The sequence below is a fragment of the Pseudomonas sp. URIL14HWK12:I6 genome, from assembly GCF_000514195.1.
GTDB lineage: Bacteria > Pseudomonadota > Gammaproteobacteria > Pseudomonadales > Pseudomonadaceae > Aquipseudomonas > Aquipseudomonas putida_A.
The window spans coordinates 214,884-234,968 of record NZ_KI911359.1; the positions used below are offsets into that span (position 1 = coordinate 214,884).

General features: G+C 61.6%; 23 protein-coding genes. 13 read left to right on the plus strand and 10 right to left on the minus strand.

Features of this window, described 5'->3' with window-relative positions; translation table 11 throughout:
• Window positions 1–198: 198 nt before the first annotated feature.
• From rnd to H043_RS0127675, 3 genes are all read left to right on the plus strand, one after another.
• Window positions 199–1,332 carry a ribonuclease D gene (rnd, locus tag H043_RS0127665; protein ID WP_027614515.1) on the plus strand — a complete coding sequence of 378 codons (1,134 nt, stop codon included), beginning with the start codon at window positions 199–201 and terminating at the stop codon, window positions 1,330–1,332.
• Window positions 1,329–1,622: a YcgL domain-containing protein gene (locus H043_RS0127670; protein WP_027614516.1), complete on the plus strand. Its 294-nt coding sequence runs from the start codon at window positions 1,329–1,331 to the stop codon at window positions 1,620–1,622. The genes rnd and H043_RS0127670 overlap by 4 nt, the downstream gene beginning before the upstream one ends.
• A 118-nt stretch (window positions 1,623–1,740) precedes the next feature.
• Window positions 1,741–2,673, plus strand: a complete 933-nt coding sequence (locus H043_RS0127675) for a D-2-hydroxyacid dehydrogenase (protein WP_027614517.1) — start codon at window positions 1,741–1,743, stop codon at window positions 2,671–2,673.
• Between the two features lie 124 nt (window positions 2,674–2,797).
• Here the strand turns inward: H043_RS0127675 and H043_RS0127680 are convergent, their stop codons facing one another.
• Complete coding sequence (locus H043_RS0127680; RefSeq protein WP_027614518.1) at window positions 2,798–3,391, minus strand: nitroreductase family protein; 594 nt, start codon at window positions 3,389–3,391, stop codon at window positions 2,798–2,800.
• A gap of 165 nt (window positions 3,392–3,556) precedes the next feature.
• On the opposite strand from H043_RS0127680, the gene H043_RS0127685 reads away from it, so the two are divergent.
• Window positions 3,557–4,006, plus strand: coding sequence for a YcgN family cysteine cluster protein (locus tag H043_RS0127685; RefSeq protein WP_027614519.1), 450 nt, complete (start codon window positions 3,557–3,559; stop codon window positions 4,004–4,006).
• A gap of 36 nt (window positions 4,007–4,042) precedes the next feature.
• Complete coding sequence (locus H043_RS0127690; protein ID WP_027614520.1) at window positions 4,043–5,272, plus strand: hypothetical protein; 1,230 nt, start codon at window positions 4,043–4,045, stop codon at window positions 5,270–5,272.
• Window positions 5,273–5,380: 108 nt separating this feature from the next.
• Here the strand turns inward: H043_RS0127690 and H043_RS0127695 are convergent, their stop codons facing one another.
• The 4 genes from H043_RS0127695 to H043_RS0127710 all read right to left on the minus strand — a co-directional run bounded on the left by H043_RS0127695 (window position 5,381) and on the right by H043_RS0127710 (window position 7,612).
• A complete protein-coding gene (locus tag H043_RS0127695; RefSeq protein WP_027614521.1) occupies window positions 5,381–5,758 on the minus strand; it encodes a DUF2892 domain-containing protein in 378 nt (125 codons plus the stop codon).
• Between the two features lie 82 nt (window positions 5,759–5,840).
• Complete coding sequence (locus H043_RS0127700) at window positions 5,841–6,311, minus strand: RNA methyltransferase (RefSeq protein WP_007911337.1); 471 nt, start codon at window positions 6,309–6,311, stop codon at window positions 5,841–5,843.
• A 192-nt stretch (window positions 6,312–6,503) separates the two neighbouring features.
• Complete coding sequence (locus tag H043_RS0127705; RefSeq protein ID WP_003222612.1) at window positions 6,504–6,875, minus strand: YajD family HNH nuclease; 372 nt, start codon at window positions 6,873–6,875, stop codon at window positions 6,504–6,506.
• Between the two features lie 50 nt (window positions 6,876–6,925).
• Entirely contained in the window at window positions 6,926–7,612 is a 687-nt protein-coding gene (locus H043_RS0127710; RefSeq protein WP_027614522.1) for a spermidine synthase, read from the minus strand.
• A gap of 80 nt (window positions 7,613–7,692) precedes the next feature.
• Between H043_RS0127710 and H043_RS0127715 the strand changes: the two genes are divergently transcribed.
• On the plus strand, window positions 7,693–7,977 hold the full coding sequence (locus H043_RS0127715; RefSeq protein ID WP_027614523.1) for a hypothetical protein: 285 nt from the start codon (window positions 7,693–7,695) through the stop codon (window positions 7,975–7,977).
• On the opposite strand, the gene H043_RS0127720 is transcribed toward H043_RS0127715, so the two are convergent.
• A complete protein-coding gene (locus H043_RS0127720; RefSeq protein ID WP_027614524.1) occupies window positions 7,974–8,447 on the minus strand; it encodes a cyclic nucleotide-binding domain-containing protein in 474 nt (157 codons plus the stop codon). The two genes, H043_RS0127715 and H043_RS0127720, sit on opposite strands and share 4 nt — an antisense overlap.
• Before the next feature lie 206 nt (window positions 8,448–8,653).
• Window positions 8,654–10,708, minus strand: a complete 2,055-nt coding sequence (locus H043_RS0127725) for a S9 family peptidase (RefSeq protein WP_027614525.1) — start codon at window positions 10,706–10,708, stop codon at window positions 8,654–8,656.
• Window positions 10,709–10,944: 236 nt separating this feature from the next.
• Between H043_RS0127725 and H043_RS0127730 the strand changes: the two genes are divergently transcribed.
• The 3 genes from H043_RS0127730 to H043_RS0127740 are packed head-to-tail and all read left to right on the plus strand — an operon-like array spanning window position 10,945 to window position 12,792.
• The gene (locus tag H043_RS0127730; protein WP_027614526.1) at window positions 10,945–11,442 is read left to right on the plus strand and encodes a hypothetical protein; all 498 of its coding nucleotides are present in this window, start codon (window positions 10,945–10,947) and stop codon (window positions 11,440–11,442) included.
• 16 nt (window positions 11,443–11,458) lie between these two features.
• A complete protein-coding gene (locus tag H043_RS0127735; protein WP_007969599.1) occupies window positions 11,459–12,235 on the plus strand; it encodes a class II glutamine amidotransferase in 777 nt (258 codons plus the stop codon).
• A 14-nt stretch (window positions 12,236–12,249) separates the two neighbouring features.
• Window positions 12,250–12,792: a DUF2937 family protein gene (locus H043_RS0127740; protein WP_007969600.1), complete on the plus strand. Its 543-nt coding sequence runs from the start codon at window positions 12,250–12,252 to the stop codon at window positions 12,790–12,792.
• A gap of 144 nt (window positions 12,793–12,936) precedes the next feature.
• Here the strand turns inward: H043_RS0127740 and H043_RS0127745 are convergent, their stop codons facing one another.
• Entirely contained in the window at window positions 12,937–13,851 is a 915-nt protein-coding gene (locus H043_RS0127745; RefSeq protein WP_027614527.1) for a LysR family transcriptional regulator, read from the minus strand.
• A gap of 158 nt (window positions 13,852–14,009) precedes the next feature.
• Between H043_RS0127745 and H043_RS0127750 the strand changes: the two genes are divergently transcribed.
• The 4 genes from H043_RS0127750 to H043_RS0127765 all read left to right on the plus strand — a co-directional run bounded on the left by H043_RS0127750 (window position 14,010) and on the right by H043_RS0127765 (window position 17,733).
• A complete protein-coding gene (locus H043_RS0127750) occupies window positions 14,010–15,296 on the plus strand; it encodes an MFS transporter (protein ID WP_027614528.1) in 1,287 nt (428 codons plus the stop codon).
• Window positions 15,297–15,359: 63 nt separating this feature from the next.
• Window positions 15,360–16,112 (plus strand): 5-oxoprolinase subunit PxpA, encoded by a 753-nt coding sequence (locus tag H043_RS0127755; protein ID WP_027614529.1) that lies wholly within the window; start codon window positions 15,360–15,362, stop codon window positions 16,110–16,112.
• Window positions 16,109–16,813, plus strand: a complete 705-nt coding sequence (locus tag H043_RS0127760; protein ID WP_027614530.1) for an allophanate hydrolase subunit 1 — start codon at window positions 16,109–16,111, stop codon at window positions 16,811–16,813. The genes H043_RS0127755 and H043_RS0127760 overlap by 4 nt, the downstream gene beginning before the upstream one ends.
• Window positions 16,810–17,733 (plus strand): biotin-dependent carboxyltransferase family protein, encoded by a 924-nt coding sequence (locus H043_RS0127765; RefSeq protein WP_027614531.1) that lies wholly within the window; start codon window positions 16,810–16,812, stop codon window positions 17,731–17,733. Before H043_RS0127760 ends, H043_RS0127765 begins: the two co-directional genes overlap by 4 nt.
• 92 nt (window positions 17,734–17,825) lie before the next feature.
• Here the strand turns inward: H043_RS0127765 and H043_RS0127770 are convergent, their stop codons facing one another.
• Together H043_RS0127770 and H043_RS0127775 are read right to left on the minus strand one after the other, a co-directional pair.
• On the minus strand, window positions 17,826–19,004 hold the full coding sequence (locus H043_RS0127770) for a VWA domain-containing protein (protein ID WP_027614532.1): 1,179 nt from the start codon (window positions 19,002–19,004) through the stop codon (window positions 17,826–17,828).
• A gap of 12 nt (window positions 19,005–19,016) precedes the next feature.
• Window positions 19,017–19,862 carry a MoxR family ATPase gene (locus H043_RS0127775; protein ID WP_003222636.1) on the minus strand — a complete coding sequence of 282 codons (846 nt, stop codon included), beginning with the start codon at window positions 19,860–19,862 and terminating at the stop codon, window positions 19,017–19,019.
• Window positions 19,863–20,085: the final 223 nt, after the last annotated feature.

Below are 20,085 nucleotides of genomic sequence, written 5' to 3' on the forward strand. Positions count from 1 at the left end.
AAATCAGATTTCCCGAGCATTATTTAAAAATTAGATATGGCTCTCCTACATGGGGAGGTTCGGATTCCTCTTGCTGACCACGCTGTAAGACTATTCTTTCTTTCTGGCAGGACATTTCGTTACAGCTCTGGCCCAGCGCAGGCGCGTAAAACGCCGGCGGCGATATATACTGCGCGCCATTCTTCAAGGGAGAGCCGTGTGGCCATCGATATTCACTGGATTCGCGACAACGAAAGCCTCGCGCAGTTTTGCGCCGAGTGGCAGCAACTGCCGTTCGTTGCCCTCGACACCGAATTCATGCGGGTCGACACCTTCTACCCGATTGCCGGTTTACTGCAGGTCGGCGACGGCAAACGCGCCTACCTGATCGATCCGCTGACCATCGACGCCTGGCAACCGCTGGCGGCGTTGCTGGAAAACCCGGCGGTGCTCAAAGTCCTGCACGCCTGCAGCGAAGACCTCGAAGTGCTGCTGCGTCTGACCGGCAGCCTGCCGGCGCCGTTGTTCGACACGCAACTGGCGGCGGCCTACCTGAACCTCGGGTTCTCGATGGGCTATTCGCGACTGGTGCAGGAAGTGCTGGGCATTGAGTTGCCGAAGGGCGAAACCCGTTCCGACTGGTTGCAGCGTCCACTTTCCGACACACAAATCAGCTATGCCGCTGAAGACGCAGTGCATCTGGCGGAAGTTTTCGTACAGCTGCGGCCGAAACTGTCCGACGACAAATTTGCCTGGGTGCTGGAGGACGGCGCCGAACTGGTCGCCAACCTGCGCCGCGAGACCGACCCGTACGAGGTCTACCGCGAAGCCAAACTGGCGTGGAAACTGTCCCGTGCGCAACTGGCGGTGCTGCGTGAACTGTGCGCCTGGCGTGAAAAAGAAGCGCGTGCCCGTGATCTGCCGCGCAACCGCATCGTCCGTGAGCACTCGCTGTGGCCGCTGGCCCGCACGCAGCCGGACAACCTCGCCGCGCTGGGCAAGATCGAAGACATGCACCCGCGTACCGTGCGTCAGGACGGCCAATTTCTGCTTGATCTGATCAAGCGCTCTGGCAGTGTGGGGCCTGATCAATGGCCGCCGGCGGTGCCGGAGCCATTGCCGGTCGAAGCGGCTGCGCTGATCAAGCAACTGCGCGCCCTCGGCCAGGTCGAAGCCGAACGCCTGGGCATCGCCCCGGAACTGATGCTGCGCAAGAAAACCCTCGAAGCGCTGGTCAAAAGCGGCTTCCCCGAGGGCCCTTATCAATTGCCTGAGTCGCTGCGTGGCTGGCGCCGCGAACTCATGGGCCAGAAGCTGCTCGACAGCCTGGCCACCGCCGGAGAACAGCCTTGAAACGTATTTGCTCCATTTACCAAAGCTCCAAGCGAAGCGGAATGTACCTTTATGTGCTCAAGAGCGATGCTCTGGAGCGTGTGCCGGAGCCCCTGATGCTGGCGTTCGGCAAGCCGAAACATGCCTTCGATCTGGTGCTGTCGCCTGAGCGCAAGCTGGCCACCGAGGACATCGTCGTGGTCCTGGAAAACCTCGACAAGCAGGGCTATCACCTGCAGATGCCACCGGCCGAGGACGAGTACATCGAACACCTGCCCGAAGAATTGCTGCGACGCAACGACCCGGTCTGATCTGCGAGGCCCTGTTCTGGGCCTCTTGCCACCCTGGAACTGATTTTACGGCGACGACCGCCACGAAGGAGCGCGACTCCTTCGGCGGTTGCCTGCACGGTTTGCGAAAGGTTTGAAGATGCGCGTTCTGATTGCTGAACACGACCACGCGGTGTACGCCCGGCTGCTGCGTCAGGCGGCCCCCGAGCTTGAAGTACTGACCAGTGGCGACTCCGCCGAACTGGCCCGGCAGGCGGCCGATTGCCCGGTGTGGCTGGGGCAGCCGGATCTGCTGGCGACCCTGCTGCGTCAGGGCCATGAGCCGCAATGGCTGCAATCGACCTGGGCCGGCATCACGCCGCTGCTCGCTGACGGCTTGCGCCGCGATTATCGCCTGACCCGCGCGGTGGGAATCTTCGGTCAGGTGATGGCCGAATACGTGCTGACCTACATGCTTGGCCACGAGCGTGAAGTGCTGGCGCGCCTGGTCAGCCAGGTCGAGCGCAAGTGGGACAACCGCACCGGCCAGAGTCTGGTCGGGCGCAAGGTGTTGATCGTTGGCACCGGCGATATCGGCCAGAGCGTGGCGCAGTTTCTGCTGCCGTTTGGCGTCGAGCTGTACGGCATCGCCAGCAGCGCGCGCGAGCAGGCGCCGTTCGTCGAAGTCGGCTCGATGGCGGATCTGCCGCGACTGGTCGGCGCGGTCGATTACGTGGTCAATCTGCTGCCGAATACCGAGCACACCCACGACATTTACGACGCGGCGCTGTTCAAGCAATTCAAGCCGACCGGGTTGTTCATCAACGTCGGGCGCGGCGTGGCGGTGGTTGATGCGGATCTGGTGGAAGCCCTGAAGGAAGGGCATCTGGCCGGTGCGGTGATCGACGTCTGCCGTCAGGAGCCATTGCCGCAACGCCATCCGTTCTGGACCGCCTGGGGCCTGCTGCTGACCGGGCACAGCTCGGCACCGACGTCGCCGGCATTGATGGTGCAGTTGTTTGTCGAGAACCTTAAGGCGTATCAGGCAGGAGAAGCGTTGCGCGGGGAAGTGGATTTCAACCGCGGTTACTGAATGTTCGCCGAATAAACTGTGGGAGCGAGCCTGCTCGCGAAGGGGGAGTGTCAGCCAACATCATCGTTGTCTGACATACCGCTTTCGCGAGCAGGCTCGCTCCCACATTTATTTTTGTGCTGGCTTACAGGGTGAAGTCGCCTTCCGCCACCAGCTCGCTCAGCGGACGACGCGGGCTCGGCATTTCACGAGCTTGCAGGTATTCGGCCAAGGTCGCCTTGTCACCCAGCTTGCCGATAGCGACCGCCGCATGCAGCGCATAACCTTGCGGAATGTTCAGCTCCTTGCGGGTCAGCTCCTGATCGAAACCGGCCATGCCGTGGGTGTGCCAGCCGCTGATGCTCGCTTGCAGCGCCAGGTGGCCCCAGGCCGAGCCGGTGTCGAAGGTGTGCCACAGCGCCGGGGACTCTTCGCTGGCACCGGGTGCGGTGAAGGTGGTTTTCGAAATCACGATCACCAGCGCCGAAGCGTGTTGCGCCCAGCTGCGGTTGAATTCATTCAGCAGACCCAGGAAGCGTCCCCAGTTCGGCGTGTCACGGCGCGCATACAGAAAGCGCCATGGCTGCGAGTTGTAGGCCGACGGCGCCCAGCGTGCGGCTTCGAAAAAGCTCAGCAGGGTTTCTTCCGGGATCGCTTCGCCGGTGAAGGCGCGGGGCGACCAGCGGTCGGTGAACTGCGGGTGAATGGCGTAATCGGCGACGCGAGGGTTGGCACTCATCGAAAGATTCCTTGCTGTGTTTGAGTCATGAATTCGTGGCAAAACCCTACTGGGCGGCGATTCGGCTGACAAGCGCGATTTACCGACAGTCGCCAGCGCTTGGCCCGCAAGGCCTTGGGCACTAGACTGGCGGCCTTTTCACCACCTGATGTTGATGCTTGAGCCATGGCCGCCAAAGTCGAACCGTTCTGGAAACGCAAAACCCTCGAGCAACTGGATCACGAGGAATGGGAATCGCTGTGCGACGGCTGCGGTCTGTGCTGCCTGCAGAAACTCGAAGATGAAGAAGACAACAGCGTCTATTACACGCGCATTGCCTGCAAACTGCTGGACCTGAAGACCTGCCAGTGCAGCGACTACCCGAATCGCATCAAGTTTGTCCCGGACTGTATCCAGCTCACTCCGGGCCAGGCTGAAGAATTCAAATGGCTGCCGCCGACCTGCGGTTATCGTCTGGTCAGCGAAGGCAAGGATCTGCCGTTGTGGCACCACCTGGTGTGCGGCGATCGTGACGCGGTGCACCACGAACGGATTTCCCAGTCCGGGCGCATGCTCGCCGAAGGCAGTGTGCCGGAGGACGACTGGGAAGATCACCTGATTTTCCGGGCTGGTTAAGCACCCAGGGTTTCCAGGATTCAACAAGGAGTGTGTATGGCTGGGGGATTGCTGCGGGCATCGCTGATCGGCCTGCTGGCGCTAAGCGCACCAGTGTGGGCGGCGAAAAAAGTCGACCTCGATTACCACGTACGCCTGTTGCCGCAAAGCGATCAGGCCGAAGTACGCCTGACCCTGGCCAAAGGCGAAGCGGTGCGCAGTCTCGACTTTGACCTCGGTGACGGCAGCCATTACAGCGACTTCAAGGCCGACGGCCAGTGGCAACTGACCCCGGGCAAACAGACCCGGGGCCTCTGGCGCCCGATCGGCGACAAGCCCAGCCTGACTTATCGCGTCAGTATCAGCCACGGCCGCAAGAGCGGCAGCTTCGACACGCGCATGACCCCGAGCTGGGCGCTGCTGCGAGGTGATGATCTGGTGCCGCCGGCCAGGCTCGATCAGCAGGATGGCATCGAGTTGGTGTCGCGTCTGCAATTCGAACTGCCCAATGGCTGGCAAAGCGTTGAAACCGCCTGGCCGCGCATCGGCAAGAACAAATTCCGCATCGATAACCCGTCACGCCTGTTCGACCGCCCGACCGGCTGGATGCTCGCCGGTCACCTCGGCAGCCGCCGCACCCGCCTGGGCGAAACCGAAGTCACCGTGGCCTCGCCACAAGGGCAGGGCATGCGTCGCATGGATGTGCTGACCTTGCTGACGTTCGTCTGGCCACAGGTGCAAGCGGTCTATCCCCGGCATCCGAAAAAACTGCTGATCGTCGGCGCCAACGACCCGATGTGGCGCGGCAGCCTCGGCGCGCACGAGTCCATTTACCTGAACACGCGTTTGCCGCTGGTCAGCGAAAGCGGCAGCAGTGCGCTGGTGCGTGAGCTGGCGCAGGTGTTCGGGCGCATCAATGACGAGCAGCGCAGCGACTGGATCAGCGAAGGCTTTGCCGAGTACTACGCGATCGAACTGCTGCGGCGTGCCGGGGGCATGAGCGATGAGCGCTATCAGGCGTTGCAGGCGAAATTGACCAAGGACAGTCAGAAAGTCACGACCCTGCGCGGCGAACAGATCAGCCCGGCGCAGCTTGCAAAAGCGGTGATTGTCTTGCAGGAACTGGATCGCGAGATTCGCTTGAAGACGCGCAACAAACGTTCGCTGGATGATGTGTTGCGCGGGGCGATGCATCTGGGGACGGTGAGTACCAAGGAGTTTGTGCAACTGGCCGAGAGTGTTCTGGGCGAATCCTCCAAAGTCCTCGATAGCGCATTGCTGCAGTAATACCGCTTTCGCGAGCAAGCCCGCTCCCACATTTGATCGCATTCCAGCTTTCAATGTGGGAGCGGGCTTGCTCGCGAAGAGGCCAGAAGCCTCAACGAAAATCTCGAATCAAACCCCGGCTTTTGATGATTTCACTGAATCATTGCCGGTCACCGTCGCGGTGCTGGTCGCCGCCTCGGCGTTGGCCTTGAGCTGGCTCAGTTCTTCACCGGCGCGCTCGATCTTCGCCCGCACGTTGTTTATGTCCTGACGGCTTTTCTCCAGCAGGCTTTTCACCGAGCTGTGGCCGGTGATGCCACGGGCCATCGCCACGCCGCCAATCGCCACCTGAATCAGACCGAACACGCCGCCACGGCGCAGGCCCTTGCCGACCATGATCACGCCACCGGCCAGCGAGCCGATGCGCTCCCAGCCCTGAACGTTCTGCTCGGTCGGGCTCTGGAACGGGGTGGAATCGATACGTTGGACGCGTTTGAGTTCGGTCATGATCTGTCTCCCAGGCAATGTGCAATAGATAGATAAGCTGACTGCCGCAGCGGCCGGCTCGTTCCATCGGATGTGCGACGTTTCAGCGGAATTTCGGCCCGGAGCGGGTATTCAGGCCCTTGGCCATGCGGTCGTAGAGTACGACGTTGACCGTTGCCGCCAGGTTCATGCAACCGGTGGTCGGGATGTACACGACGTCTTCGCACCAGTCGCGGATCTCTTTATCCAGCGAGCCGTCTTCCGGGCCGAAGATGTACAGCGCACGATCCGGATGGGTGTATTCCGGCAGTGGGCGAGCGCCCTCGACCAGTTCCACGGCGACCGGGACGCAGTTGAGCGGGAGGATCTTTTTCAGGTCGTCGATGCCGATCAGCGGGATGTCGTAGTGCACGCGCTTGGTGTCGGTGACGAAATCGGCGGCGCGTTCATAACGCTTGCCGGTGTAGAACACCGACGCCACGCCGTAACAGCCTGCGGCGCGCATCACCGAACCGACGTTCTCCGGTGATTTGGGGTTGTACAAACCAATGCAGCTGTAACGTTTGTCTGCCACGAGCGGGGTGCCTTCGGGAAAAAGAGGGCGATTATACGGGGATTGGGGGAGGGCGGGCAGATTCGAGATCTGTTGTGTCTGGCCGGCCGCCTTCGCGAGCAGGCTCGCTCCCACATTGATTTTGTGTACACCACCGATCAAATGTGGGAGCGAGCCTGCTCGCGAAAGGGCCGGTTCAGGCGCTGAAGATCTTCAGTCTTCTTTTTTCATCAGGCCGGCGAGGGCGGCGAACGGGTTATGCGTGGCCTTGGCGATTTTTGGCGTGCTCAGCGAGCCGTCGCCGAAATATTGCTGGTCGGTGTAGCGCGAGTGTTCGTTGTCGTGGCAGTACAGGCACAACAGCTCCCAGTTCGAGCCGTCCTGCGGGTTGTTGTCGTGGTTGTGGTCGCGGTGGTGCACGGTCAGTTCGCTCAGGCGCTTGCCGGAAAACTCACGGGCGCAGCGGCCGCAGACGTGCGGGTACATCTTCAGGGCCTTGTCGCGGTAGCCCATTTCCTTGTCGCGCTGGTTGTCGGCAAGGATGCGATCGAGCTTCGACGTGTTGGTCGGGGTGGACGAACTCATGGGTTCACCTTTGTAAAAAAGACTGATGACGGTTATGTGCAGAGTTTAGCTCAGCCCTTGAGCTTCTCGGCAATCCAGATCGTGTGGCGGGTGCCCTTGTTGCCGTGGGCGAAGACCTGGACTTCTTCGGCCTTGAATCCGGCCTTCTTCAATTTGTCGGAAAACTGCCGGTCAGCGCTGGCCGACCACACCGCCAGCACGCCCTTGGGCCGCAGGGCCTTGGCGCAGGCGTTGAGGCCAGCGGCGGAGTACAGCCAGCTGTTGGCCTTCTGGGTCAGGCCTTCGGGGCCGTTGTCGACGTCGAGCATGATCGCGTCGAAGCCGTTCGGCTCGCTTTGCAGGACCTTGGCCACGTCGTCCTGACGGATCACTGTGCGCGGGTCGAGCAATGGTCGTCCGGACTTTTCACCGAGCGGCCCGCGATTCCACTCGACCACGCCGGGCACCAGTTCGGCGACCACCACCTCGGCACCCTTGCCCAGATGCTTGAGCGCCGAGGCGAGGGTGAACCCCATGCCCAGACCGCCGATCAATACACGCGAATTCGGCCGGCCGGCGACCTTGCGGCAAGGGAACTCGGCCAGCGCATCTTCCGAACCGTGCATGCGCGTGTTCATCAATTGCCCGCCGTCGCCACCCTGGATCTTGATGACGAAATCCTCGCCATACTCGAACAGGCACAGGGCGCCACCGTTGTCAGGGATCGGCGTGGTGTCGAGCAGAACGAAACGTTTCATGGAAATCTCTACAAGGGGGGAGGCAAGCAGGCCCGTTGGGAGTAGCCTGAGCGCAGACTAAAGGCCAAACGGAGCCCTTGATGAAGCGCACCATTCTAACGGCCATTGCCCTGGCCGCGCTCTCGATTACTGCAGTGCAGGCGCAGCAGACCATTCCGGTCAGCCCGACGCCGCAACCCGGCTCGCCGGGAACCGCCACGCCGACCCCGTATCCGCAAATCACCCCGATCAGCGCACCGAAGGCCGGTGCCGGCAGTGGTAGCCCGCCGCTGGTGCCGATCGAAATGCCCAGCCCGCCGAGCAAGGATCAACCGGTGCCGGGCATCGAACCGGGCGGCACCAAGGCCAAATCCCCCGGCGGTTAAACCTGTTGCGCCGCCAGTTGGCCGTCGGCCATGCGCAGGCGTTTGGAGAGGGACACGGCGAGGGCGCGGATGATCTTGGCGGCGATCTTCGGCGCGTCGTTGAGCATTTTTTCCAGCGAGTCCTTGCCCAGATTGAGCAGTTGGCAGTTGCTCGCCGCGATGCAGGTGGCCGAGCGGCGTTCGCCATCGAGCACGGCCATTTCCCCGAACGCCCGACCGCTGCGCAGGGTGGCCATGGTGATGACCTGGCCGTCGGGGCCAGTCTTTTGCACGGCGACCTGGCCGCTGTGGAGGATGCACATGAAACTGCCGGCATCACCCTCACGGAAGATCGCTTCGCCCTCCGCCACGGTGCTGATGCTGAAGTAGCCCGAGGCTGCGGCAAAGTCCGCCAGTTGCAATTGATCGAACAGGCCACAATCCATCAGCCAGTCGCGAATTTCGTTGTTCAGTAAGGTCGGTTCTGACATGTCGTTGCGGTCTTTATTGTTTTCACGGTTTTCAGGCACTACACGGACCCCTGTGGGAGCGGGCTTGCTCGCGAATGCGGTGGTTCAGTCAATATCAGTGTCGACTGACCCACCGCATTCGCGAGCAAACCCGCTCCCACAATGGGATCTGTGGTGTATCGACCACCGGGGTCTGGAGTTAAGACCCAAGTGACCGGCGGAGTTCCTCAGGCCAGGCCCAAAACCTTGAACACAAATGCATATTCGAGCGCTACGTCACGTAATCCCTGATAACGCCCGCTCATGCCGCCGTGCCCGGCGCCGAGTTCGGTCTTGAGCAGCAGCAAGTTGTCGTCGGTCTTGGTCGCGCGCAGTTTCGCCACCCACTTGGCCGCTTCCCAGTACTGTACGCGGCTGTCGTTGTAGCCGGCGATGACCAGGGTTGCCGGATAATTCTGCGCGGTGACGTTTTCGTACGGCGCGTACGCCTTGATCCGCTCGTAGACCTCTGGCTCTTCAGGGTTGCCCCACTCGTCGTACTCGGTGACGGTCAACGGCAAGTCCGGGTCGAGCATGGTGTTGAGCACGTCGACGAACGGCACTTCGGCAATCGCCACGCCGAACAGATCCGGGCGCTGATTGAGCACCGCGCCAATCAACAAGCCGCCAGCGCTGCCGCCGCTGATCGCCAGTTTCTCGGCGGTGGTGATGCCGTTGAGGATCAGGAATTCGGCGCAGGCAATAAAGTCGCTGAAGGTGTTGTGCTTGTGTTCCTGTTTGCCGGCGCGGTACCACGCTTCGCCCAACTCGCCGCCGCCACGTACGTGGGCGATGGCGAAGGCCATGCCGCGATCCAGCAGGCTCAGGCGTGCGTGGGAGAACCACGGGTCGAGGCTGGAACCGTAGGCGCCATAACCGTACAGATACAGCGGCACCGGTTTGCCGGCCATTTCGCGTTTCATCACCAGACTGATCGGCACCTGCGTACCGTCCGGCGCGGTGGCCCACAGGCGTTGGCTGACGTAGGCGTCGGCGTCGAACGGGCCGAGCACCGGGGTTTCTTTCAGGACGGTTTGCTCGCCGCTGGCCAGCAGCAATTGGCGCACCTGTGCCGGACGATTCAGCGCCTCGTAACGCAGACGGATGCGGTCGCTCTCGAACTCCAGGCTGTTCTGCACATAGAGGCTGTAAGCCACGTCCGGCAATTGCACGCGATACGGCGTCTGGCCTTGCGGATGAACTTCGATGATCGGCAGACCGCCTTCGCGCAGGCTCAGGGTCATGGCCGCGGTGTTCAGCGTCACGCCGTCGAGCATCACCGTGTCGCTGTGCGGGATCAGGTTCTGCCAGTCGGCTTCGCTCGGTACCACACCGGTGTCCGGCGCCTGATACAGGGCGAAATTGATGCCGTCACGGTTGGTGCGGATGAACCAGGTCCACACGCCATCCAGCGCGCCGTGGTCGACATCGTATTCGTGATCTTCGACCCGAGGCGCCATGCAAGTGAAGGGCAGGTGCGGCTGATGCGCGTCCAGTGCCCAGACTTCGCTGGTGGTCTTGCTGCCCAGGGTCAGCAGCAATTGCTGCTCGGAACTGGAGCGGTAGCAATGCAGGAAGAAACGCCCGTCCGGCTCGTGGAACACCTCTTCGGCGGCGGTGCCGTCGAGGCGATAGCGAAACAGTTTGTGCGGGCGATGGGTGTCGTCGAGCACACCGAAGAACAGCGTCAGGCTGTCGTTGGCCCAGGTCATGCTGCCGTCGCAGTCCTGAAATTCCAGTTCACTGACCTTGTCATTGGCCAGCTCCTTGACGAACAGCGTGTAGATCTCGTCGCCCGAGGCGTCGACGCTGTAGGCCAGACGCTGGTGGTCGGGGCTGATGCTGAACGCGCCGAGCGAGAAGAAGCCGCCGTTGGCCAAAACGTTCGGGTCGAGCAGCAGTTGCTCGCGGCTTTCGTCGAGGGTCAGGCTGTCGTCGGCCGGACGCGGGCAACGGTAATGGCGGGCGTACTCGTCACCCGCCGTGGTGCGCGTGTAATACAGATACGGGCCCCAGGGCGAGGGCAAGGACAGATCGGTTTCGAGGATCCGGCCCTTGATCTCCTCGAACAGGCGTTCGCGCAGGCCGGCCTGATCGGCGGTCTGTGCTTCCTGATAGGCATTTTCGGCCTTGAGGTAGTCGAGCACCGCGTCAGTGTCGCGTTCCTGCAGCCAGGCATACGGGTCGGCACCGGCAGCCTTGCGGGCGATCGGGGCGCGGATGACGTGGGCGGATTCGGGCATGGAAGGCTCTCGGACAGTATTCGGAATAATGGTGTTCGCGGTTGTTGAAACCGCCTCAGCCCCTGTGAGAGCGAGCCTGCTCGCGAAAGCGTTCTGTCAGATGACATTTGTTTCACTGACCCGGCGCTTTCGCGAGCAGGCTCGCTCCCACAGGGTATGCTGCGGGCCGTCTGGCATTGGGACAAGCCTGACGGGCGAAAAGTCGTTACTATAAGCGCCTCTTTGCCTGCCTTGCCATGGACACCATGACCGAGAACGACTATCTGATCGCCTGGGGCCTCTACGCCTTTGCCGCTGTGGGCTGCCTGTTGGTATGGATGCGCCTGACCCGCTGGATGTGGCGCTGGCTGCGCGAGCCGCTGCGGGTGCTGATGGCAGTGTTGCTGTTCAGCCCGACCATCATTGACCCGGTGAAAGCCAAGGTTGCGCCGTCGATCGCCATTACCGCGCTGGACCTGGCCTTCAAGGTCGGCAACAACGCCTGGCGGGCGATTTCCGATCTGTTCATGTACGGCATGATTGCGTTCGGCATCTACCTGATTTTCGTGCTGATCCGCTTCCCGATCGAACGCGCCTCGCGCGCCCGCCGCGAGCAGGCCGAGGCGGCCAACGCGGCGGCGCGTGCCGATGATCGCGACGACGATCAGCCGTTCGGCGCTGCCGGTGATGACCGTTACGGTCGCCCGCCATTGCCGAACAATCCGCAGCGCATGCGCGTCGAGCCGCGCCTGTAATCACGAGAGTCAGCACATGTGTGAACTACTGGGCATGAGTGCCAACGTGCCGACCGATATCGTGTTCAGCTTCACCGGCCTGATGCAGCGCGGCGGGCGTACCGGCCCGCACCGCGACGGCTGGGGTATCGCCTTTTATGAAGGTCGTGGCTTGCGCCTGTTTCAGGACCCGGCCGCGAGCAGCGAATCGGAAGTCGCCAACCTGGTGCAGCGCTATCCGATCAAGAGCGAAGTGGTCATCGGCCACATTCGTCAGGCCAACGTCGGCAAGGTCTGCCTGTCCAACACCCACCCGTTCGTCCGCGAACTGTGGGGGCGCAACTGGTGTTTCGCGCACAACGGCCAGCTCGCCGATTTCACCCCGATCAAGAGTTTCTACCGCCCGGTGGGCGACACCGACAGCGAAGCGGCGTTCTGCGATTTGCTCAACCGCGTGCGTGCAGCATTTCCGGAACCGGTCGATATAGAAGTACTGCTGCCGGATCTGGTCGCTGCATGTGCCGAATACCGCAGCAAAGGCGTGTTCAACTGCCTGCTCAGCGACGGCGACTGGCTGTTCTGCTATTGCTCGACCAAACTGGCACAGATCACCCGGCGCGCACCGTTCGGCCCGGCGCGGCTCAAGGATGTCGATGTGATCGTCGATTTCCAGGCGGAAACCACGCCCAACGACGTGGTCACGGTGATCGCCACCGAGCCTTTGACCGAAAACGAAACCTGGACCCGCTACCAACCGGGCCAATGGAGCCTGTGGCGACGCGGCGAATGCGTCAGCCAGGGCACGACCGAATAAAGGATCTCTCCCCGATGTTGCTCAGTTATCTACGGCTGGTGTTGTTTGCGGCGGGCCTGTTGATCGGTGTCCAGGTGCCGGGTTTCATCAACGATTACGCCAAACGCGTCGAAGCCCATCTGATCGAAGCGCAGACCGGTCTGCGCGGTTTTCAGGGCACCGCCGAGCAGTTCTTCAAGGGCGACTTGCAGGCGCTGGTCGCGCATTACCGCGCCAGTGACGACCCGGTGTTTCGCAGCGATGCCGACAGCCTGAGCACCTTGCTCAACCGCCAGACAGCGCTGGATAAACAGTTCCAGGCGATGCAGGGCCCGTGGTACATCCGCTTCCTGCAAGTGGTGCTGGCCGCCGACCCGGACATTCGCAAGGAAACCTGGAACGGCTACAGCTACCAGATCCTGCTGACCCCGGAAGCGATGATCTGGGGCATGAGCGGCGCGTTGCTGCTGTCGTTCGGCATCGAGTGTCTGATTCGTCTGATTGACTGGGTGGTGCTCGGCGGCCGGCGTTTGCGCCAGAGCCGGCCGATCGAAGACCGCGACGTGCGCGGCTTGTAAGGCTGGCCAAACCCCGTGGCGAGGGGATTTATCCCCGATGGGGCGCGAAGCGGCCCTCAATGGTGTGTCAGATCAACCTGATTGCTCAGGTTTCAGGACTGCTGCGCAGCCCATCGGGGATAAATCCCCTCACCACAGGTGTGATTACTGAGTGAGGGTGATGTAGTTTTCACCGACCTTGCGCGCATACCCCGCCAGCACCTGCTGACACAACGTCACCATCTCCTCGACCCACTCCACGCCAACTCGCCACGACACCACCACCTGCAGATTCGGCGGTCGCTGGTCGATGTCGAGCAAGGTCAGTTCACCCCGCGCCAGTTCCTCGGCCACCAGCACCGGTGGCAGCACGCCAATCCCAAAACCATCACGCAACAGCCGGGTAATCGCCGACACCGAATTCACGCAGTTCAGCCGCGGCGCCAACACACCGTTGGCCTGCATCAAAGCCAGCAGATCCTGATGCGGTCGGGAGTTTTTCGAGTAGGTGATGATCCGTTCCTGCGCCAGTTCGCCGAGGTCAGCGTACTCGCGGTTGTAGATCGAATTGCTCGCAACGATCCAGCCCAGCGGATGGCTGGCCAGCTCGAGGCTGCGCACGCTTTCGTGGCGCACCAGATCGGTTTGCAGAACGATGTCGAGAAAGCCTTTTTGCAGCTGATCGCAGAGGTTAAGCGAGGTATCCGCCACCAGCTCGATTTCCACCCGCGGATACAGATCGGTCATCTGCGCGACCAACGGGCTGAGCCAGGTGTGGATCACCGTGTCCATCACGCCGATGCGCACCCGTCCGACCTTGCTTGAACGGGTCTCGATCGATTGCTTCAGCGCCGACATCGTATCGAGCATCTGCTCGGCGTAATCCAGCACCTTCAGGCCTTCGGGCGTCAGGCTGACGCCGCGTGAATCGCGCAGAAACAGCTTCACCCCCAGCTCGCCTTCGAGCACCGCGATGCGACTGGAAATCGACGCCTGGGTGGTGAACAGCTTGTCGGCGGTCAGGCGAAAACTCTTCAGCCGGGCGACCCAGACAAAGGTCTCGAGAAACTTCAGGTTCATGGCAACGGCTCGGGTGACAAATTTTTCTTATGCCTAAGGCGGGTTTTTATTCGTTGGACGCAGCAGGGCCGGGCGACGAAAAATCGGCGCATCCGGTTCCCACGATAGGCGTCGTCGGAACTTCGAACAAGACCAATAAAAGCCTGCGGAGACTTGCCATGCGTGCGCCCGACACCCTCGACCTCCCCAAGAGCACGGCCCGCCCGGGACCGTTCGACTGGTATCGCAACATCAATCAGCAAGAGCGTCGTACCTTCTGGAGCTGCAAGATCGGCTATGGCCTGGACGGCATGGACACGCAAATGCTCAGTTTCGTGGTGCCGACCCTGATCGCCATGTGGGGCATCACCACCGGGCAGGCCGGGCTGATTCACACCAGCACCCTGATCGCTTCGGCCATTGGTGGCTGGGTGGCGGGGATTCTCTCCGACCGCATCGGCCGCGTGCGCACTCTGCAACTGACGGTGCTGTGGTTCGCCTTCTTCACCTTCCTCTGCGGTTTCGCACAGAACTACGAACAGCTGCTGATCGCCCGCACCCTGATGGGCTTCGGTTTCGGTGGCGAATGGACCGCTGGCGCGGTGCTGATCGGTGAAGTGATCCGCGCCAAGGATCGCGGCAAAGCGGTGGGCATGGTGCAGAGCGGTTGGGCCTTGGGCTGGGGATTGACGGCGATTCTGTATGCGCTGCTGTTCTCGGTGTTGCCGCCGGAAGATGCCTGGCGAGCGCTGTTCATCCTCGGCATCGTCCCGGCGATTTTCGTGATCTTCGTCCGCCGTCTGGTGAAAGACCCGGAGATCTATCGCGAAGCCAAGGCGGCGCAAACTCCGCAGAATCCGGCGAAGTTCTACGAGATCTTTGCCCCCGGCATGCTGTTCACCACGTTCCGTGCTTCCTTGCTGACCACCGGTGCGCTCGGCGGTTACTACGCGATCACTTCGTGGCTGCCAACCTTCCTCAAGAACGAACGCGGTTTGAGCGTGCTCGGCACTGGCGGGTATCTGGCGATGGTGATTGTCGGCTCCTACGTCGGCTATGTGATCAGCGCTTATCTGACCGATCTGCTGGGACGTAAAAAGAACTTCATCCTGTTTGCGGTCGGTTCGTTCACCATCGTCTTGCTGTACACGCAGATGCCGGTCAGCAACGGGGTGATGCTGTGGCTGGGCTTTCCGCTGGGCTTCTTCGCCTCAGGGATTTTCAGCGGCATGGGCGCGTTTCTCACCGAGCTGTTTCCAACGCGGATTCGTGGCTCGGGGCAGGGCTTCTGCTACAACATCGGTCGGGCGCTGGCGGCATTGTTTCCGCTGTTGATTGGTTTGCTGAGTCAGAAAGTCCCGTTGAGCGTGGGTATCGGTGCGTTCGCTGCGGTGTCCTACGGCGTGGTGATTTTCGCCGCACTGAGCCTGCCGGAGACCCGTGGCAAGCAACTGGATGCGCAGTAACTGATAACCTGCCGGGCAAGCGTCCTATAGATAAAAAGACCAGAAGCTACAGGAGTGTTCACCGTGAGCCGCCTGCTATTGAATTGTGATATCGGCGAGAGTTTCGGCAGCTGGACCATGGGTCTGGACGCCGAGGTCATGCCCTTCATCGACTGCGCCAACGTGGCCTGCGGCTTCCATGCCGGTGACCCGAGCATCATGCGCAAGACCGTCAGCCTGGCCCTGAGCCACGGCGTGCAGATCGGCGCGCACCCGGCCTATCAGGATCTGGTCGGTTTCGGCCGGCGCTCCATGGCCTATTCCGCCCAGGAACTGCAAGACATCCTGCATTACCAGATCGGCGCGCTCGACGGCATCTGCAAGGCGCAGAGCGGGCGAGTCAGTTACGTCAAACCCCACGGCGCGATGTACAACGACATGATGGCCAACCCGGCGCAATTGCGGGCGGTGATTCAAGCTGTGGCGGCTTACGATCGCACGTTGCCGCTGATGCTGATGGCCACCCGCGATAACGCGGCGGCGCAACAGCTTGGTGATGAATACGGCGTGACCCTGTGGTTCGAAGCCTTCGCCGACCGCGCTTACGACAGCGCAGGTCGACTGGTTTCGCGGCAACTGCCGGGCGCGGTGCATCACGAGCCAGAAAAAATCATCGAACAGGCCCTGACCATCGCCCGTGGCTGTGGACTCGTCGCCAGCGACGGCAGCGCGCTGCACCTGCAGGCCAACACCTTGTGCGTGCATGGCGACAACACCAGTTCGGTGGCCGCCGTACAGCGCATTCGCGAGGCCCTGAATCAGCAGAGCGCGCCATGAGTCCACGGATTGAAGTGGTGGCCCTCGACTGCCTGATGCTGCGCCTGTTCGATGAAATTGCCGAATCCAACATGCCGTGGATGCTCGCCGCCAGTGAGCGCTTGCGCGCGGTGTTTGGCGCGCAGTTGATCGACCTGGTGCCGTCCTACACCACGTTGATGGTGCATTACGATCTGACCGCGCTGAGCCCGAGTCAGGCGCGTGAATTGATCGCTGAAGCCTTGATCGACCTGTCGCCGAATGCGCGCACCGGCGGCCAGTGCCATGTGTTGCCGGTCTGGTACGACCTGAGTGTCGGTCCCGAACTGAGTCTGTTGGCGCAGCGCAGTGGATTGGCGGTGCAAGAGGTGATCCGCCGTCACAGCGCGCGTGAATATCAGGTGTTCGCCCTCGGCTTCGCGCCGGGATTCGCCTTCATGGGGCTGGTGGAAGAAATCCTCGCGGCGCCACGCCTGGACACCCCACGCAAGAAAGTCGCGGCTGGCAGCGTCGGGATTGCCGAGCGGCAGACCGCGGCTTATCCGGTGGTGTCCCCCGGTGGCTGGAACCTGATCGGCCGCACCCCGGCGAAACTGTTCGACCGTCATCGCGACGGCTACAGCCTGATGCAACCCGGCGACACCGTGCGTTTCGAAGCGGTGAGCCACGCCGAGTTCATCAACCTGGGCGGCGATGACACGCCACTGGAGGCGCTGGCATGAGCCGACTGACAATTGAAGCGAGCACGCCGCTGTGCCTGTTGCAGGACACCGGGCGCTTCGGCGTGCGCCATTTGGGCGTGACCCAGGGCGGCGCAGCGGATTGGAGTTCGATGAGTTGGGGCAATTGGTTGCTCGGTAATGCGCTGGATCTGCCGGTGATCGAAATCACCCTCGGCGGGTTTACCGTGGTGGCGCAGGAGGATTGCCTGCTGGCGCTGGCCGGCGCTGATCTTGGTGCGCAGATCGATGGGCAGGCGCTGGCGCCGTGGCGCAGTTTCAAACTGGGCAAAGGCCAGACATTGAAGTTCACTCAACCGCTGCTCGGTGCCCGGGCTTACCTGGCGGCGCCCGGTGGTTTCGACGCGCCGCAGGTGCTGGGCAGCAGTGCCACGGTGGTGCGCGAAGAACTCGGTGGATTGGATGGTATGGGGTTACCGCTGACCAAGGGCGCGACGTTGAGTTATCGCGGTGCGGTTTTGCAGGTGCGTGAAGTGCCGCTGGCGCATCGACCTGATCTGCGCCTCAACGCGCCGCTGGATCTGGTGCTTGGCGCACAGATCGGCCAGTTCAGCGGGCAGAGTCTGTTCGATGTGTTCAACAGTCCGTGGACGCTCGACAGTCGCGCTGATCGCATGGGCATTCGACTGTTGGGCAAGGCCTTGCAGTATCAGGGCCGGCCGATGATTTCCGAGGGTATTCCGCTGGGTGCGGTGCAGGTGCCGCCGGATGGACAGCCGATTGTGCTGCTCAATGATCGGCAGACGATTGGTGGCTATCCGCGCTTGGGAGCGTTGACGCCGTTGGCGCTGGCGCGACTGGCGCAGTGTTTGCCGGGGGCGCAGGTGCGGTTTAGGCCGGTGGTGCAGGAAGTCGCACATCGCGAGCATGTCGAGTATTTGCAGCGTTTCATAATTAGCTAAGGGCTTCGCGAGCAGGCTCACTCCCACATTGGAATGCATTTCACCTGTGGGAGCGAGCCTGCTCGCGAAGAGGGCATCACTGACAACAAAGATTACTTGGACAGAAATCGCATCCCTTCCTCAAGCCCACGCAACGTCAGCGGATACATCTGATCCTCGATCAAATCGCGCACGATATTGGTCGACGAGGTGTAGCCCCAGGTGTCCTTCGGATACGGATTGATCCAGATGAGCTTCTTGTACTTCTCCATGAAGCGCTGCATCCACAGGTAGCCCGGCTCTTCGTTCCAGTGCTCGACGCTGCCGCCGGCCTGGGTGATTTCGTAGGGCGCCATGGCGGCGTCACCGATGAAGATCACTTTGTAGTCGGCGCCATACTTGTGCAGCAAATCCTGCGTCGAGAAGCGCTCGGACGTGCGGCGCATGTTGTTCTTCCACACCGACTCATAAATGAAGTTGTGGAAGTAGAAGTACTCCAGATGCTTGAACTCGGTCTTGCAGGCCGAGAACAGTTCCTCGCAGATCTTCACGTGCGCGTCCATCGAGCCGCCGATGTCGAACAGCAGCAACAGCTTCACCGTGTTGCGCCGCTCCGGACGCATCTGGATATTCAGCAGGCCGGCGTCCTTGGCGGTGTGGTCGATGGTGCCGTCGATGTCCAGCTCTTCAGCCGCACCCTGACGGGCAAATTTGCGCAGACGACGCAGGGCGACCTTGATGTTGCGCGTACCCAGCTCCACCGAATCGTCGAGGTTCTTGTACTCGCGCTGATCCCAGACCTTGACCGCTTTGCCCTGACGCTTGCCGGCATCGCCGACCCGAATGCCTTCCGGGTTGAAGCCGCCGGAGCCAAACGGGCTGGTGCCGCCGGTGCCGATCCATTTGTTGCCGCCGGCGTGGCGTTCCTTTTGTTCTTCGAGGCGCTTCTTGAACTCTTCGATCAGCTTGTCCAGGCCACCGAGGGACTGGATCTGCGCCCGTTCCTCGTCGGTCAGCGAGCGCTCGAATTCCTTGCGCAACCAGTCTTCGGGAATCAGCGCCTGCAAGTGATCGTCGAGTTTTTCCAAGCCATTGAAGTAGGCGCCGAACGCACGGTCGAACTTGTCGAAATGCCGTTCGTCCTTGACCAGAATCGCCCGCGACAAGTAGTAGAACTCGTCCATGTCGGCGAAGGTCACGCGCTGTTTCAGCGCGTTGATCAGGTCGAGCAACTCGCGCACCGACACCGGCACCTTGGCTGCACGCATTTCATTGAACAGGTTGAGCAACATGGCATCAGCCTCTTAGCGAGAACCGCGACGGCTCATGAATGCCAGGCGCTCAAGCAACTGCACGTCCTGTTCGTTCTTCACCAGCGCACCGGCCAATGGCGGAATGGCCTTGGTCGGATCGCGCTCGCGCAGCACCGCTTCGCCGATGTTGTCGGCCATCAGCAGCTTCAGCCAGTCGACCAGTTCCGAGGTCGACGGCTTCTTCTTCAGGCCCGGCACCTTGCGCACGTCGAAGAACACGTCCAGCGCTTCGCTGACCAGATCCTTCTTGATGTCCGGGTAGTGCACGTCGACGATTTTCTGCAGGGTGCTGCGATCCGGGAAGGCGATGTAGTGGAAGAAGCAGCGGCGCAGGAAGGCGTCCGGCAGCTCTTTCTCGTTGTTGGAGGTAATGATGATGATCGGGCGCTTCTTGGCCTTGATGGTCTCGTCGATCTCGTAAACGTAGAACTCCATCTTGTCGAGTTCTTGCAGCAGGTCGTTAGGGAACTCGATGTCGGCCTTGTCGATTTCGTCGATCAGCAGAATCACCCGCTCTTCGGACTCGAAAGCCTCCCACAGCTTGCCCTTCTTCAGGTAGTTGCGCACATCGTGGACTTTCTCATTGCCCAGTTGCGAGTCGCGCAGACGGCTGACCGCGTCGTACTCGTACAGGCCCTGGTGGGCCTTGGTGGTGGACTTGATGTGCCAGGTGATCAGCTTGGCGCCGAACGATTCGGCCAGTTGCTCGGCGAGCATGGTCTTGCCGGTGCCCGGTTCGCCCTTGACCAGCAGCGGCCGCTCCAGGGTGATGGCGGCGTTGACCGCCAGCTTCAGGTCATCGGTGGCGACGTAGGCCTGGGTGCCTTCGAACTTCATCTGCTAATCCTCGAACGGTAACGCCGACCTGCACAGGCAGGGCGGGGCGAAAAATCGGATGCCCCGACTATAACGCGCAGCCCGGTCGACTGTGAACGCAGACGGCTTATTCAGTCTCTGAATGGGGCGTCACATGTTGACTCAGTTTCGGCTGATGGCCAGCATTCAGCCCTTGCTGATTTAACGATAGCCTCCAGGATGTTTACAAAATCTGTGGCGAGGG

Bases quoted from the DNA above. Each gene is read 5' to 3' on its own strand.
- H043_RS0127675 (WP_027614517.1), top strand. From the start codon at position 1,741: ATGCGCGTTCTGATTGCTGAACACGACCACGCGGTGTACGCCCGGCTG.
- H043_RS0127680 (WP_027614518.1), bottom strand. From the start codon at position 3,391: ATGAGTGCCAACCCTCGCGTCGCCGATTACGCCATTCACCCGCAGTTC.
- H043_RS0127685 (WP_027614519.1), top strand. From the start codon at position 3,557: ATGGCCGCCAAAGTCGAACCGTTCTGGAAACGCAAAACCCTCGAGCAA.
- H043_RS0127690 (WP_027614520.1), top strand. From the start codon at position 4,043: ATGGCTGGGGGATTGCTGCGGGCATCGCTGATCGGCCTGCTGGCGCTA.
- H043_RS0127695 (WP_027614521.1), bottom strand. From the start codon at position 5,758: ATGACCGAACTCAAACGCGTCCAACGTATCGATTCCACCCCGTTCCAG.
- H043_RS0127705 (WP_003222612.1), bottom strand. From the start codon at position 6,875: ATGAGTTCGTCCACCCCGACCAACACGTCGAAGCTCGATCGCATCCTT.
- H043_RS0127710 (WP_027614522.1), bottom strand. From the start codon at position 7,612: ATGAAACGTTTCGTTCTGCTCGACACCACGCCGATCCCTGACAACGGT.
- H043_RS0127715 (WP_027614523.1), top strand. From the start codon at position 7,693: ATGAAGCGCACCATTCTAACGGCCATTGCCCTGGCCGCGCTCTCGATT.
- H043_RS0127720 (WP_027614524.1), bottom strand. From the start codon at position 8,447: ATGTCAGAACCGACCTTACTGAACAACGAAATTCGCGACTGGCTGATG.
- H043_RS0127725 (WP_027614525.1), bottom strand. From the start codon at position 10,708: ATGCCCGAATCCGCCCACGTCATCCGCGCCCCGATCGCCCGCAAGGCT.
- H043_RS0127730 (WP_027614526.1), top strand. From the start codon at position 10,945: ATGGACACCATGACCGAGAACGACTATCTGATCGCCTGGGGCCTCTAC.
- H043_RS0127735 (WP_007969599.1), top strand. From the start codon at position 11,459: ATGTGTGAACTACTGGGCATGAGTGCCAACGTGCCGACCGATATCGTG.
- H043_RS0127740 (WP_007969600.1), top strand. From the start codon at position 12,250: ATGTTGCTCAGTTATCTACGGCTGGTGTTGTTTGCGGCGGGCCTGTTG.
- H043_RS0127745 (WP_027614527.1), bottom strand. From the start codon at position 13,851: ATGAACCTGAAGTTTCTCGAGACCTTTGTCTGGGTCGCCCGGCTGAAG.
- H043_RS0127750 (WP_027614528.1), top strand. From the start codon at position 14,010: ATGCGTGCGCCCGACACCCTCGACCTCCCCAAGAGCACGGCCCGCCCG.
- H043_RS0127760 (WP_027614530.1), top strand. From the start codon at position 16,109: ATGAGTCCACGGATTGAAGTGGTGGCCCTCGACTGCCTGATGCTGCGC.
- H043_RS0127765 (WP_027614531.1), top strand. From the start codon at position 16,810: ATGAGCCGACTGACAATTGAAGCGAGCACGCCGCTGTGCCTGTTGCAG.
- H043_RS0127770 (WP_027614532.1), bottom strand. From the start codon at position 19,004: ATGTTGCTCAACCTGTTCAATGAAATGCGTGCAGCCAAGGTGCCGGTG.
- H043_RS0127775 (WP_003222636.1), bottom strand. From the start codon at position 19,862: ATGAAGTTCGAAGGCACCCAGGCCTACGTCGCCACCGATGACCTGAAG.